The following is a 13750-nucleotide window of genomic DNA, read 5'->3' as shown; positions in this document are numbered from 1 at the left end:
ATGAATTTTAACAATAAAAGTCTATTAACCACAAAAGAAATGGATTTGCGACAAAAGCTTTAACTTAAAATAGATCATCAAATGCTTTTATGGACTATGTTTAGGTTATTGTATCTTTAAAATTAGATAACTTTTGTGGTTTATTTTAATTAAAAAATTCCGCCTTGGTAGACGGAACTTTTATTATGATTTTTGCTCTTTCGAAAAACGATTCAAGAAGAATTTCTTTTTGTTTAAATAAATTAAACCAGCAATTATTAGTAAAATTGGCCAAATAGAAACCAAGAAAACTACAATCTGTTGAATCATATAAAAACCTTCGACCAAAGCATTTTTTAATTCGAATCCGAAGTTGCTTTTGAATTGATTATCATAGTTTTGCGTGTTTGCAATTGGGATTTGTGCAACACTAACATTTGGTTCTTTTAGATAAATATCAACTGTGCTGTATTTTAGTTGGTCAGCAATATTGATGTTGGCAACTTTTTGATCGTTGGCTTCACGATAATTGTCGTCAGCTAGTTCAACTTTATCTTTGTTGGCTTTCAGTTGATTGATGTTTTCTTCGTTCTTTTGTTGACGTTGCGCATCTAGTTTTGCTAAAGCGATATTTGCGGTAACATCATCTGCATTGATAATTCTTGCATTTAGAAACAATTTATTTTGATTAATTTCATTTAAAAAATCTCCTAAAAATTCAGTCGGAACCCGAACTTGCATCGTGTTTTCATTTTGATATTTTCGAACTAAAGTCGCTTCAGTATCAGACGTGTTGAATGTTCGTTCTGAAACCGTTTGCGCTTTCATTTGACTTTTCGTAACAAAACCACCCAATTTAACCAAAGATTTTTCGATAGCAACAGAAGCATCGTAGACGTTCTTAACTTCCATATCAATGTTGGCAGTTTTAATGAATTTCTTACCTTCAACTTGTTGAGATGCCGCAACAGAAGCGCTATCTGTAGTTGCCATTTCGGCTTTAGACATTTCCATTGTGGAAGCTTCTCCTGTTTCGTGTTTAGCGCATGAGATAACACTTAAACTAATAAAAGCTGCTGCGATTGAGATTTTAATAATTGATTTCATAATATTTGGATTTTAGAATTGTGATAAAGCTAAATCCAAACAGAAGTGCTCTTGTTGTAAGTTTTTTGTTTTTTAGTTGTAAAGCTTAGTTTACAATTTTAAACGATTGAAAATCTGTATTTTGTAAAATATAATGGTTTTAATTGTACTGGTTGAAAACTTATTAATGCTAAACTTTAGGAACAAAATTTGTTCTTTGTTTTTCAAAATCACAGCTTATGTCTTCTACATTTTCAAAACTCAAAAATATAATAGAACTTCTTCGTCATTTGGACATCGAAAAAATTTCTGAAATTTCTTCTAAAGTTGACCTCCCAAAGTTGGTTAATAATGTTTCTCATTTAAGTGAAAAACAATTAGGCGCGATGATGAAGATGATGGATCCTAACAAAAAAGAAAAAGTTCTTCCCGAAATAGATGGCGATTTTTACGACGTTAATCACACCTTAAGTCCCGAGCATCGAGAAATTCAGTTAAAAGTTCGTGCTTTTATGGAAAAAGAAGTAAAACCTTTGGTTAACGATTATTGGCTTCACGACGAATTTCCGTTTCAGTTAATTGAGAAATTTAGAGAACTCAATATTTGTGGTGTGACTTACGATGGTTATGGTTGCCCAAACTTACCATTTTTAATGGAAGGAATTTTAGCAATGGAAATGGCACGTGTTGACGCATCAATTGCAACATTTTTTGGTGTACAATCTGGATTGTCAATGGGATCAATCTATATGTGTGGCTCGGAAGCTCAAAAAGAAAAATGGCTTCCCGCTATGCAAAAATTTGAAAAGATTGGCGCTTTTGGATTGACAGAACCCGAAGTTGGTTCTGGTGCTGCAGGAGGATTGACAACGACTTGCAAAAAAGTGGAAGGCGGTTGGATTCTTAATGGTCAAAAAAAATGGATTGGAAACGCAACCTTTGCAGATGTTATTATCATTTGGGCTCGTGATGTTGATAATGACGAGGTTAAAGGTTTTATTGTTGAAAAAGATAATCCTGGTTTTGCAGTCGAAAAAATCAAAGGAAAAATGGCACTTCGTATTGTCCAAAATGGTTTGATTACTTTGTCGGATTGTTTTATTACCGATGAAAATAAATTAGAAAACGCCAATTCTTTTAAAGATACTGCCAAAGTTTTGCAAATGACAAGAGCAGGAGTTGCTTGGATGGCTGTTGGCTTATCGCGAGGTGCCTACGAAAATGCTCTCGAATATACGCGTGAAAGAAAACAATTTGGTAAACCGATTGCAAGTTTCCAAATGATACAAGGACATTTGGTGGAAATGTTATCCAATCTAACGGCGATGCAAACCATGGTTTTTCGACTTTCCGAAATGCAAGATGAAGGAATCTTAAAAGATGAACACGCTTCTCTGGCAAAGGTTTTTTGTACGATGAGAATGCGGGATATCGTAAGTCGTTCTCGTGAAGTTATGGGCGGTAACGGGATTTTGTTAGAACATAATGTAGCACGATTTGTTGCAGATGCCGAAGCAATTTATTCTTATGAAGGCACAAAAGAAATTAACTCTTTAATTGTTGGTCGAGCTATTACAGGCTTCAGTGCTTTTGTCTAAATTTGTAATATGAAATATATTTTTTCATTTTTTATAATTTTAAGTTTGATTAATTGTAGTCAAACACAACAACCTATTAAAACTACCAAAACAATGGAACATCAAGATAATCCTTACTTTTCACGAACGGATAGAACTAAATTAAATGTCAGCAATGACGAATGGAAGAAAATTCTTTCCCCCGATTTATATGCGGTAGCGCGAGAAGCTGCAACCGAGAGACCTTTCACTGGGAAATATAACGATTTTGATGCTATTGGCGACTATTATTGTGCGGTTTGTGGCAATCACCTTTTCCGTTCTACATCAAAGTTTGCAAGTTCTTGTGGATGGCCAAGTTTTTTCGAAGCTGATAAAGAAGGTGTCATTTATAAACGAGATTCTTCGCACGGCATGGAGCGTATCGAAGTTTTGTGCAAGCGTTGCGATTCGCATCTGGGACATGTTTTCAACGACGGACCACCACCAACAGGAACACGTTATTGCATGAATTCCATAAGTTTGGATTTTGAAAAAGATTAAATTTAAACCATAAAAAACAAAAAGGCTGCTTCATTGCGAAACAGCCTTTTTTATTTTAAATCGGTTTGTATTTATTTAAAAATATTAAAACTTAAAATCTACACCAACATACATATTGATTCCCATGATTGGAGCATAGACCATTCCGCCGTCAAAGTTGTTGCCGAAAGGGTTTTGCGCATCAAGAATCGCATTGTGTTGTTTGTAATTGGTTAAGTTTTCGCCACCCAAATACACTCTAATTTTATCCGTAAAGTTTTTCGAAACCTGTGCATTAAGCGTTGTATAAGGTTTTGAATAATTTCCTAAATGTCCAGCGGCAGTATTGTGTCCCATATTTGGAAGACGTTGCTCGCCGATCCAATTAAGTGTTGCATCAAAATTCCAGAAACCTCCTTTTTCAGATTTGTTGGTCGCATAAGCTGCATTAAAGAAAGCTCTGTGTTTCGCCATGAATGGTACTTTCTTCAAACCACTGATGTAATCGGTTGCTACATCATAATATTTGTAAGCCAAACGGAAATCTAGATTTTTCGCAGCGTTGATATCCCATTGCGTTTGGAAACTTGTTGCAAAAGATTTTCCTTCAAGGTTATAAAACAAAATTTTGTGCGCCGATTGATCAAGGTCAACCACAACTTGATCTTGGAAATCTGTTCGGAAAACGTCAGCAACAATGCTAGATTTTCTATTAAATAATCTAAATTCTTGTTGTAAACTGATGCCATAGTTCCAAGCGATTTCTGGTTTTAAACCATAAATTTTTCCACCGTTGTTAATAATTTCGATCTTACGATTCGAGGCGAAATATTGTTGGTTTTCTGCAAAAACATTCGCTGTTCGGAAGCCTTTTCCACCTGATAATCTCAAGATTGTTTGAGGCGTGATATCATATTTAAAATTAAGTCTCGGCGTAAATTGTGTCCCAGCCAAATTATGAAAATCCACTCTGGCGCCAGCAACCAACGTATATTTAGTCCCAGTCAACGTATATTCCGCGAAAAGTCCTGGCACTGTCTCTTGACGTTCGATGTTTTGGTTTAAATAATCTTCGTTGTAATTATCCAATAAGAAACTCGCACCAACTTTATATTTATGGTTGGTATTGCCGATAATGCTTTCAAAAATTAAATTGGAATAAAAAGTCGATTGTTTTCCAAAATAATTTCTAAATCCGAAAAAGCTATCTTGCTGATGATAAGTAAATTGATTCATCCAGCCCAAACTTTGGTAAGGTTTTCCTTTAAAAACATAACCTGTTTTATTCCAAACCTGAAATCTAGAAATGTCGATTCCTACACCATAAAGATCTTGTTCCTTTTGAGAAAGTCTTTTGTTATAGCCAACTTGTCCTGCAGTTCTTTGATCTTGCAAAAAGTTAACACCGAAGTGCGATCCCAAACCAGAATGGTCAAGATCATTATAGTTTAATAAGTAAGTAACATTAAGTTGTGTGCCTTTTGGACGATCTAGAAAGCCATCTTTGTTCATATCCGTATTGCCCAAAGTTGCGTTGCCGTGTAGCAAAATACTTTGATTCCAATGGTCTGATAACGGGGAAGTATGCGTAATGTTGGCTTCTGTTCTTCCTTCAAAATCTGCAAAAAGATTGATTTCTGTCGCCGATTTTTCGTCGTGAGATTTTAGAAGTTCGGTGTTGATTTGTCCAGTAATACTTTCGTAACCGTTAACAACTGTGCTTCCGCCTTTTGTCAGTTGGATGCCGCCAATCCATTTTCCAGGAATGAAATTAAGTCCATACGCTGACGCCAAACCTCGAATTTCTGGTAGAAGTTCTTTCGTTAAACTCGTGTATTTTTGGTCAAGACCTAACATTTTAAGTTGTTTAGTCCCAGTCACTGCATTGCTAAACGAAACGTCAACCGTCGCGTTGGTTTCAAAGCTTTCGGAAAGATTACAACAAGCCGCTTTTAATAATTCCTTAGAGTCGATATTAAATGTCAAACCAACTTCTTTTTTGCTAAGTGCTGTTGCTGCCTTAGTTTTTGTAACCGTTACACCATCAATTTGGTTGGCTTCTTTGCCATGCCCATGACCAGCGTGTTCATCTTCAGTTTTAGTGGCTTGTTTTGGAGCTTCTTCCTCTTCATCCATGTGGACAAGTGGATTTTTTTCGCCCCATTTGAAGTTACGATCATACAGACAACATTTCGGAAGTTTGTCATAGACTTTCGTTTCCGACGTGTATTTCTCATTGTCGTGACCAACATCTGCAATGTGCTTTAATATCTTATCCGATGAGGTTTTTGTAGAATCGTAAGTGACATGTATTTTTTGTTCGTTGGCATCCCAATTTACAGAGGAAGTTCCCATGTCTTTAGCAGCCTTTTCGATACGTATTTTACAAGAGATGCAATTTCCTCGCACGTAAAAAGATTCTGTTTTAAGAGTTTCTTGTGCCCAAATTGTTATGGAACATAGCAACATAACAAAAGTGAGAACACTTTTATTTAAAAATTTCATTTGAAAAAAATTCGGAGGTTATTTTAATTTACAAACTTTGTTAGGATCACAATCCGCAGACATTTTAGAAGAATTGTCTGGACGCTTGTACTGACAACATTCTTCTAACGAAGAATATTTTTTGTTAGCCGCACGGAAAGCTTGGTTGTCGTAACCTGCATCAGCAACGTTTTTCAAAACAGTACTAGAAGTAACATTAGCCGTTTTGTAAGTAACTGTTAACACTTTTGACTTTTTGTCCCAAGTTGCAGTTTCAACATTTTTATCCGCTTTGGCTGCAGTTTCGATGTTGTCCTTACACATGCCACAATTACCTTCTACACGATAAGTTTCTGTTTTGGATTGCGCTGAAAAGTTTGAAAATAAAAATATAGATAGGATGAAAATCCCAGATTTAATAATAGATTTCATTTTTAAAATAATTTAATTGATAATAAAATTCGCTCGAAAAAATACTTCTCAAGCCTGTGATAATACAATTAAGCTATTTTGGGCGGTTGCCAAATGTTAAAGAAATTATTATTAATGAAATTAAAAGAATACCCAAAAGTTTTTTGAGTGTTAAAAACATTAGCAAGACTATTCTTTGCGTTAAAATCTGTTAAAAATAACGGCATATAGCAGCTATGACAAGTGTGACATTGCTGACAATGGTCTTGACAAGAGTCTTTGGAGTTGTCCGATTTGGAGTCTGTATGACAAGCGTCTTTTTCTTCAGAGTGTTTTGTACAACAATCATCAGCGTTGGTTGTCATTTCGCAACAAGTGTCATCAGCAATAGAAAGTTCGATAACCTGCATTGGGAAAACCATACTTCCCAAACAGAACAGACTAACGAAAAATAGTAACTTTCTGAACATTTGTTTTAACACTTGATTGCAAACTTACAAAAAATATAATAGATGAAAATTCGTTTTAGTTAAAAATTATTAAAGTTTAGTTAAACTTCGTAATATATAATTCATTGATAATCTTATAATTGTAATTTTGCCCTCGCAAATGTAAAGTATATATGAAGAGACTCCCAATTTTTCTTTGTTCAGTGTTTTTGTTAGGAACATCTTTTTATCCCAATACAAAAATCGAAACAACTTCGGCTAAAACTGAAAAAACTTACAAGACAGTTGTAGTCGAAAAAATCAAAGAAGAAAACAAAACAACAACAGCAGAAACGATCTACAATTCGATTTCTTTTGAAGGTAATGATGTTTTAAATTTTGACGTTTTTAATAAAGCTTATTTAGGGTTTCAAAATTTAAAAAAATCAGGCGCACTCAACGAAGATGCGAGATTGTTAAGCATCTGCGATTTTAGCCTTTCGTCTAACAAAAAGAGACTTTGGGTTATTGATGTAGAAACGAAAACCGTGCTTTTTAACTCATTGGTTGCGCATGGTAAAGGTACGGGCGAAGAATTCGCTACTAACTTTTCGAACACAGAAAATTCTCACCAATCAAGTCTGGGATTTTATGTGACAGAAACAACTTATAACGGTGACAATGGCTATTCTTTACGATTAGTTGGGATGGACAAAGGTTACAACGATGCCGCTATGAAGCGCGCTATTGTAATGCATGGTGCCGATTATGTAAGTGAGGATTTTATAAAATCCGAAAAAAGATTGGGTAGAAGTTGGGGTTGTCCAGCTGTGCCAAGAGCTTTGGCTGCACCAATTATTGATAGAATTAAAGATAAGTCTTGTCTGTTTATCTATTATCCAGATCAAAATTATCTTTCACAATCCGAGTGGTTGAAGGTGGCAGAACCTTTGTCAAACGAGGTTCTTGCAAAGCAATAGATTAAATAATAATTGAAAGGAAGCCATCATGATTTGATGGCTTCTTTTATTGTTTTAATATTTTTAAAATCTTGACCGTCCCACTGATAAAGGTTTTTTATCTTCTCGCCAGTCGTCACATCGTTATCATCGGTTTGTCCTTTTTCTAAAATATAGTAGAACTGATTGTTCAGTTTGTTTTCTGCACTCGGCAATTCGATGCTTTCGGAATGATAGAAAATTCCGCCATCAGCAACACTTTCGGTTTTCGGTAACAAAATCAAATTATCTTTAGTCACAAAAATCGTCTGTTCGTAGGTTGGGATTCCACAAGCTTCTCCCGAGACCATCGTGTTAATCGTATAGTCGATGTTTTTTAATCGAGTAGCTTTTTCAACGGTTAAAGTATGTGCACTAAGATTTTCTGTGGTTCCAGCATCGAAATTCTTTTCTGAAATCAAATTTGCATTTTTAAAATATTTGATGCCGCCAACAAGACCTTTGTAACTAATATTATCAGGATTTATTTTTGTTTCCGTTGAAGGAATACCAAACAGAATGTCAACACCGTCTTTTGAAAACTGAGAAATTGCAAGATTGCCACTCCAGATAAAACCAGTTTTATTGTCGTATGCAACGCGTAACCAATTTGCTGCTCGTTCACCAAGTTGGGTAACAGCGCCCGTCACTTCTATAATTTTTAAACTTTTGTTATGTGAAACACTATCAACAACTTTTGATGTTAAGGTTGGAAGCTCACGTATTTTGGTTTGGTCAACATAGACTTTAACCATTTCATTTTTTTGATGATTAAAAACCGAATTCGCATACAAACCATTATCAACATAAGCATAAGCGACTTCGCTTTGCGCATTGAAAAATCCAATCGTAAATAAAAAACTAAATATTAAATAACGTAACATAAATTAATTATTGATAAAAAAGCCTGCAATTAGCAGGCTTTATATTGTTAAGTAAGTGGCTCTCCAACGGGTATTGCACAGTCATGATGTGGCTCTCCATGTGCCGGATTAAGCGCGGGTTTTGGTCCAATCGCTTGTGGTGTAGCAGGTTGTTGCGGTGCAACTGGCGTTATCTGCTGTACCGTTGGCGCTGGATTCATCCCAACTGTAGGTGCTGGCGATGGTGCCGAGTTTAACGGTTGTCCAACAGGAATGTCGCAACGGTGGCCAGGCATGCCATGTTCAGGATTTAGTCCAGCAGTTGTTGGTGCTGGAGTTGCAATTTGAACTTGATTTGGCTGCGCAACTTCAGTTTTAGCTTCTGTATTCGTGCTATCAACTTTTGCAACTTCAGTTGATTTGCTATCTGGTGTTGGAGAGATTTTATCATTCTTCCCACAAGAAATAACCGAAACGCAGATGATTGCTAGACTTAAAATTTGAGATTTCATAACTTATATTTTCTCAAAGATACAAAAGAATTAGTTTTTCACTAATAGTCGGAAACCTTCACCATGTACATTGATAATCTCTAAACCTTCGTCATCTTTAAGAAGTTTTCTCAGTTTAGCAATATATACGTCCATACTTCTTGCGGTAAAGTAATTTTCTTTTTTCCAGATTTTTCTAAGAGCTAAGTCTCTTGGCATGAAGTCGTTACGATGTAAGCAGAGTAGCTTAAGAAGTTCGTTCTCTTTTGGAGAAAGCTTGTATTCTTTTTCGCCAACACGCAGTTGTCTTAACATAGAATCGAAGAAAATATCACTAATCTTGAATTGTTCTTGATCTTCGTTTTCTAAAACTGCACTTCTTTGCAGAATAGCTTTAATCTTATAAAGAAGAAGCTCTGTATCAAATGGTTTTGTGATATAATCGTCAGCACCAATTTGATAACCCTTCAAGATATCTTCTCTCATGTTACGAGCAGTTAAGAAGATAATCGGTGTATTTTTATCAATTTTTTTAACGTCTTCAGCAAGGCTAAAACCATCTTTTTTCGGCATCATTACGTCGAAAATACAGATGTCGAACTCTTTCTCTGTGAATTCTTTAAGACCCATTTCTCCGTCTGTCGCCAAAGTCACCTCGAAGTTGTTGATGCTAAGATAATCTTTAAGAACCGCACCAAAACTTTGATCGTCTTCTACTAATAATATTCTGTTGCTCATAGCCTTAATATTTTAATTGGTTAATCGGAATTGCTTCCTATTTTATTTAATTGTTTGATTTGTATTTTAACTCATAGGCAGTTTAACAATAAATGTGCTACCTTTTCCTTTTTGAGATTCTACTTGTATTTGTCCGTGGTGGATTTCTATGATTTTTTTAACATAAGAAAGTCCAAGTCCTTGACCTTTAACGTTATGGATGTTGCCGGTCTCTTCGCGGAAGAATTTTTCAAAAATCTTCGCTTTGTTCTCCGCGTCCATTCCCATGCCTTTGTCAGAAATTTCGATGACATACCAATTACCATCATTTCTAGTTTTAATAGTAATTTCTGGTGTGTCTGGCGAATACTTGTTGGCATTATCTAATAAGTTAACCAAGGCATTCGAAAAATGGAATTCATCTATTTTAAAATTATACTTCTCCGCCGTAAAGTTGGTTGTTAATATACCTTGACGTTCTTCAACAATTAGTTTGAAAGACTCAGTAATCTTCTTAATCAACTCTCTTACATTAGTTTCTTTTAAAAATAATTGCATCTCGTTACGTTCTAATTTTGACATATTAAGAACATTTTCGACTTGCTTTTTCATCCTTAGATTCTCTTGTTTTATCAAGCTAGAATAGTATTTGACCTTATCTGGATCTGTTGCTATTTTATCGTTTGATAAAGAATCTGTCGCCACCGAAATCGTTGCCAAAGGCGTTTTGAATTCGTGCGACATATTGTTGATGAAATCCGTTTTGACATCAGCGATTTTTTTCTGACGCATCATATAATTGATGGAAATAATATAAATCCCCAAAATCGTTAACAGCGACACAAAAGTCCCAACTAACATTGGCAAATTGTGTCTCACCAAAGAGTAATCTTTTCTAGGAAACACCAACGCCAGCGTGTATAATGTTTGGTCTTTACTGTTCGTGAAAAGTGGATACGTATAGTTGGTTTTATCTTTTTGATCCAAATAAGTGTTGTTGCTAATCGATGTTAACTTGTTGGTTTTATCGATCACGCCAAAACCTATTTTGGTGTCAATACCTTTTAATTTTAATTCTTTTGTTAAAACAGAATCAATGGTTTTGTTGTCAACACGTTGTTCAATTGGAAGGTTGCTGGCGTTAAGTTTTGCAAATTCTTTCAGTTGTAATGTGCTGTTGTCTAGGTCTTTACCGATTTGTGATGTCAGTAATTCTGGACTTTGTTTTTTAATTTTGTACAAACCTTCATCCTTGTATAACTTGGTGATATTCAGTGAGTCACCTTGTTTAGAAATCGGGATTTGTTGTTTTTCGATAATGCTTTTTTGAAACAAAATCGAGGTTCTGTTTGCAGAATCTTTAGTCTGCTGAATATAAGTCTGCGTTGGCTGATTGTTGCTTACAATTTCTGATTTTAAGTTTGTAAAATCTTTGTTGTAATACTTGTCAACTTCCAGTTCTTGTATTTTTTCTGAAGAAGTTTCTAATGCAGAATAGACTTTATTAGAAAAATCTTGCTCCAGCGCGCCATATAATTCTTTAATCCAATATAACTGCAAAGAGACGAACACAATGAGTGATATCGTCATAAAAACAGAGATAATCGGAATGAATTTATTGTTCATTGAATTGTTTTTGAAAAGTTAAAATTAAACGATTCTATATGCAGATAACAAATATTGTGCTAAAAAAATATATTTTGTTTCTTAAATCTTATTTTTTTAACATTTTTTCGTGAATCGTAAATGTGATCGCTTAGAATGAGTTGAAACTCAAGCTAGTCCAAAGGGATTTCTTCATCCAAAAAGTATTGTACAATTGCTTTTCGCATCAAGATGCTTTGTTCATTTGGTTTTAACTCGGGAAGATTGTCCGTTTCGTCGTATTGTGGCCAACCATCAACATAATGTGAAAATTTATAATAACCAAAAGGTTCCAAAAGTCTGCAAACCGCGATGTGGATGAGGTTAACCTTGTCGTCTTTGGTATATTTTTGTTGTCCACTGCCAAGCTCTTGCACGCCAATTAAGAAAAGCATGCTTTCGATGGGTGGATTTTTTTCTGTGTCAAAATTATTTTCGAAAAAAGATTCTATCTTTTTCCAGATTTCTGCTTCATTCATATTAATTCTTATTTTCAATTTTTAAAAGGAAAGCATACTCCAAAGCGATTTCTTTTAAGCTTTCGAATCTGCCACTTGCGCCGCCATGACCAGATGTCATATCGGTTTTAAAGATTAATATATTATCATCGGTTTTTAAATCTCTAAGTTTTGCAGTCCATTTTGCGGGTTCCCAATATTGCACTTGAGAATCGTGGAAGCCTGTTGTTATCAGCATATTTGGATAATCTTGCGCCACAATATTGTCATACGGCGAATAAGATTTCATGTATTGATAATATTCTTCTTCATTTGGATTTCCCCATTCATCATACTCTCCCGTCGTTAAAGGAATACTGTCATCCAACATTGTCGTTACAACATCCACAAACGGAACTTGCGCCACAACACCTGCGAAAAGTTTTGGTTCCATATTAATAACAGCGCCCATCAAAAGTCCCCCAGCACTTCCGCCCATTGCATAAAGATGTTTTGGAGAAGTGTAATTGATTTCTGTTAAATATTTTCCAGCATCAATAAAGTCAGTAAAAGTATTTTTCTTTTGAAGCATTTTACCGTCTTCGTACCATTCGCGACCAAGATATTCTCCTCCTCGAATGTGCGCGATAGCATAAATGAAACCTCGATCCAAAAGCGATAATCTAACATTCGAAAAACTCGCATCGATCGTCACACCATAACTTCCGTAACCATAAAGTAATAAAGGTGTGTCCGATTTCTTCGCAGTGTTTTTATGATAAACTAAAGAAATAGGAATTTTTTTACCATCGCGAGCAGTTGCCCAAATTCTTTCAGAAATATAATTGTCAGCGTCAAATTTTCCTCCCAAAACTTCTTGTTGTTTTAACAATGTTGAAGTTTCGGTTTCCATATCGTATTCAAAAGTCGAATTTGGTTTGGTTAAAGACGTGTATCCGTAACGCAAAATTTTGGTGTCAAATTCTAAATTGATGCCGATGTAGGCGGTATAAGTCGGATCTGAAAATTCTAAGTAATGCGCATTTCCAGTGTCGTTGTTGATGATTTTAATTTGTAAAAGACCTTCAGTTCTTTCTTCAATGACAAAATAATTTTTAAAAATTTCAAAACCTTCCAACAACACTTCTTCACGATGCGGAATATAATCAACCCAATTTTCTTTGCTTGGTTGCGAAACAGGTGTTGTTACGATTTTAAAATTCGTGGCATCATCAGCATTTGTAATAATGTAGAACAAATCGCCATAATGTTCAACAGAATATTCGAGGTCCTCAGTTCTCGGTTGGACAATTGTCCATTCAGCATTAACGTTATCTGCTGGGATAAAACGCTGTTCGTCCTCGTTAGTGCTAGAAGTCGCGATAAAAATATAGTCTAAAGATTTAGTTTTGAACAAGCCAACATCAAAAGTATCATCTTCTTCGTGATAAACCAAAACATTTTCTGGCTCTCCTAATCTATGACGATAGACTTTATCAGCGCGTAGGCTTTCATCTTTAGTAATATAGAATACATGTTCGTTATCATTTGCCCAAACAATTTTCCCTGTATTATTTTCAATTTTATCGGTGTAAAGTTCTTTAGTTTCTAGATTTTTAAAATTGATTTCGTAAATTCTTCTTCCAATTTTATCGTAAGAAAAAGCTAGAATTTTGTTGTCAGGACTAACAGTCAAGCTTCCGATTTCAAAATATTCTAAACCATCAGCTAATTGGTTAGCATCAAGTAAAATTTCTTCTTCCGCTTCCAGCCTTTCTTTTTTTCTTGTGAAAATAGGATAGTCTTTTCCGTCTTCATAACGCACGATATACCAATATCCGTTGAAAAAATAGGGAAGTGATGCGTCATCTTTTTTGTAGCGCGCTTTCATTTCCTCAAACAATTCAGATTGCAAAGTTTCAGTATCCTGCATTACAAAATCCGCGAATTTGTTTTCATCTTCCAAATACTGCAAAACGTCAGGATTTTCTCGTTGGTTCATCCAGTAATATTGGTCGTTTCGCACATCTTTGTGCTTTTCGATAATATGGTCGATTTTCTTTGCTTGAGGCGCTTTCATATAGAAAAACTAAAGTTCTAAATTAATAAAAAA

General features: G+C 35.1%; 13 protein-coding genes. 3 read left to right on the top strand and 10 right to left on the bottom strand.

From position 1 onward, the window contains the following. Window positions 1-183 precede the first annotated feature (183 nt). Window positions 184-1086: a DUF4349 domain-containing protein gene (locus B5X62_RS12235; protein ID WP_079667719.1), complete on the bottom strand. Its 903-nt coding sequence runs from the start codon at window positions 1084-1086 to the stop codon at window positions 184-186. Between the two features lie 218 nt (window positions 1087-1304). On the opposite strand from B5X62_RS12235, the gene B5X62_RS12230 reads away from it, so the two are divergent. Together B5X62_RS12230 and msrB are read left to right on the top strand one after the other, a co-directional pair. After that, window positions 1305-2663 carry an acyl-CoA dehydrogenase family protein gene (locus tag B5X62_RS12230; RefSeq protein ID WP_079667718.1) on the top strand — a complete coding sequence of 453 codons (1359 nt, stop codon included), beginning with the start codon at window positions 1305-1307 and terminating at the stop codon, window positions 2661-2663. Window positions 2664-2756: 93 nt separating this feature from the next. Beyond that, the gene (msrB, locus tag B5X62_RS12225) at window positions 2757-3185 is read left to right on the top strand and encodes a peptide-methionine (R)-S-oxide reductase MsrB (RefSeq protein ID WP_245797194.1); all 429 of its coding nucleotides are present in this window, start codon (window positions 2757-2759) and stop codon (window positions 3183-3185) included. Between the two features lie 84 nt (window positions 3186-3269). Here the strand turns inward: msrB and B5X62_RS12220 are convergent, their stop codons facing one another. The 3 genes from B5X62_RS12220 to B5X62_RS12210 form a co-directional block, all read right to left on the bottom strand. Beyond that, on the bottom strand, window positions 3270-5669 hold the full coding sequence (locus B5X62_RS12220; RefSeq protein WP_079667716.1) for a TonB-dependent receptor domain-containing protein: 2400 nt from the start codon (window positions 5667-5669) through the stop codon (window positions 3270-3272). Between the two features lie 18 nt (window positions 5670-5687). After that, window positions 5688-6080, bottom strand: a complete 393-nt coding sequence (locus B5X62_RS12215; RefSeq protein ID WP_185116721.1) for a heavy-metal-associated domain-containing protein — start codon at window positions 6078-6080, stop codon at window positions 5688-5690. A gap of 68 nt (window positions 6081-6148) precedes the next feature. Next, window positions 6149-6529: a hypothetical protein gene (locus tag B5X62_RS12210; protein ID WP_144038377.1), complete on the bottom strand. Its 381-nt coding sequence runs from the start codon at window positions 6527-6529 to the stop codon at window positions 6149-6151. 152 nt (window positions 6530-6681) lie between these two features. Between B5X62_RS12210 and B5X62_RS12205 the strand changes: the two genes are divergently transcribed. Then, window positions 6682-7467 carry a murein L,D-transpeptidase catalytic domain family protein gene (locus B5X62_RS12205; protein ID WP_079667714.1) on the top strand — a complete coding sequence of 262 codons (786 nt, stop codon included), beginning with the start codon at window positions 6682-6684 and terminating at the stop codon, window positions 7465-7467. Window positions 7468-7493: 26 nt separating this feature from the next. On the opposite strand, the gene B5X62_RS12200 is transcribed toward B5X62_RS12205, so the two are convergent. The 6 genes from B5X62_RS12200 to B5X62_RS12175 all read right to left on the bottom strand — a co-directional run bounded on the left by B5X62_RS12200 (window position 7494) and on the right by B5X62_RS12175 (window position 13717). Next, window positions 7494-8369, bottom strand: a complete 876-nt coding sequence (locus tag B5X62_RS12200; RefSeq protein ID WP_079667713.1) for an SH3 domain-containing protein — start codon at window positions 8367-8369, stop codon at window positions 7494-7496. 47 nt (window positions 8370-8416) lie between these two features. Next, a complete protein-coding gene (locus B5X62_RS12195; RefSeq protein WP_079667712.1) occupies window positions 8417-8860 on the bottom strand; it encodes a hypothetical protein in 444 nt (147 codons plus the stop codon). A gap of 30 nt (window positions 8861-8890) precedes the next feature. Beyond that, window positions 8891-9577, bottom strand: coding sequence for a response regulator transcription factor (locus B5X62_RS12190; protein ID WP_079667711.1), 687 nt, complete (start codon window positions 9575-9577; stop codon window positions 8891-8893). Window positions 9578-9643: 66 nt separating this feature from the next. Continuing rightward, window positions 9644-11182 (bottom strand): sensor histidine kinase, encoded by a 1539-nt coding sequence (locus B5X62_RS12185; RefSeq protein WP_079667710.1) that lies wholly within the window; start codon window positions 11180-11182, stop codon window positions 9644-9646. A 152-nt stretch (window positions 11183-11334) separates the two neighbouring features. Then, complete coding sequence (locus B5X62_RS12180) at window positions 11335-11679, bottom strand: hypothetical protein (RefSeq protein WP_079667709.1); 345 nt, start codon at window positions 11677-11679, stop codon at window positions 11335-11337. Window position 11680: 1 nt separating this feature from the next. Next, on the bottom strand, window positions 11681-13717 hold the full coding sequence (locus tag B5X62_RS12175; RefSeq protein ID WP_079667708.1) for a S9 family peptidase: 2037 nt from the start codon (window positions 13715-13717) through the stop codon (window positions 11681-11683). Window positions 13718-13750: the final 33 nt, after the last annotated feature.

This window comes from Soonwooa buanensis (assembly GCF_900167905.1).
Lineage (GTDB): Bacteria > Bacteroidota > Bacteroidia > Flavobacteriales > Weeksellaceae > Soonwooa > Soonwooa buanensis.
The sequence above is the reverse complement of the archived record's forward strand: the minus strand, read 5'-3'. Positions and strand labels throughout refer to the sequence as shown.

Bases quoted from the DNA above. Each gene is read 5' to 3' on its own strand.
- B5X62_RS12180 (WP_079667709.1), bottom strand. From the start codon at position 11,679: ATGAATGAAGCAGAAATCTGGAAAAAGATAGAATCTTTTTTCGAAAAT.
- B5X62_RS12175 (WP_079667708.1), bottom strand. From the start codon at position 13,717: ATGAAAGCGCCTCAAGCAAAGAAAATCGACCATATTATCGAAAAGCAC.
- msrB (WP_245797194.1), top strand. From the start codon at position 2,757: ATGGAACATCAAGATAATCCTTACTTTTCACGAACGGATAGAACTAAA.
- B5X62_RS12195 (WP_079667712.1), bottom strand. From the start codon at position 8,860: ATGAAATCTCAAATTTTAAGTCTAGCAATCATCTGCGTTTCGGTTATT.
- B5X62_RS12205 (WP_079667714.1), top strand. From the start codon at position 6,682: ATGAAGAGACTCCCAATTTTTCTTTGTTCAGTGTTTTTGTTAGGAACA.
- B5X62_RS12220 (WP_079667716.1), bottom strand. From the start codon at position 5,669: ATGAAATTTTTAAATAAAAGTGTTCTCACTTTTGTTATGTTGCTATGT.
- B5X62_RS12215 (WP_185116721.1), bottom strand. From the start codon at position 6,080: ATGAAATCTATTATTAAATCTGGGATTTTCATCCTATCTATATTTTTA.
- B5X62_RS12190 (WP_079667711.1), bottom strand. From the start codon at position 9,577: ATGAGCAACAGAATATTATTAGTAGAAGACGATCAAAGTTTTGGTGCG.
- B5X62_RS12230 (WP_079667718.1), top strand. From the start codon at position 1,305: ATGTCTTCTACATTTTCAAAACTCAAAAATATAATAGAACTTCTTCGT.
- B5X62_RS12200 (WP_079667713.1), bottom strand. From the start codon at position 8,369: ATGTTACGTTATTTAATATTTAGTTTTTTATTTACGATTGGATTTTTC.
- B5X62_RS12185 (WP_079667710.1), bottom strand. From the start codon at position 11,182: ATGAACAATAAATTCATTCCGATTATCTCTGTTTTTATGACGATATCA.
- B5X62_RS12210 (WP_144038377.1), bottom strand. From the start codon at position 6,529: ATGTTCAGAAAGTTACTATTTTTCGTTAGTCTGTTCTGTTTGGGAAGT.
- B5X62_RS12235 (WP_079667719.1), bottom strand. From the start codon at position 1,086: ATGAAATCAATTATTAAAATCTCAATCGCAGCAGCTTTTATTAGTTTA.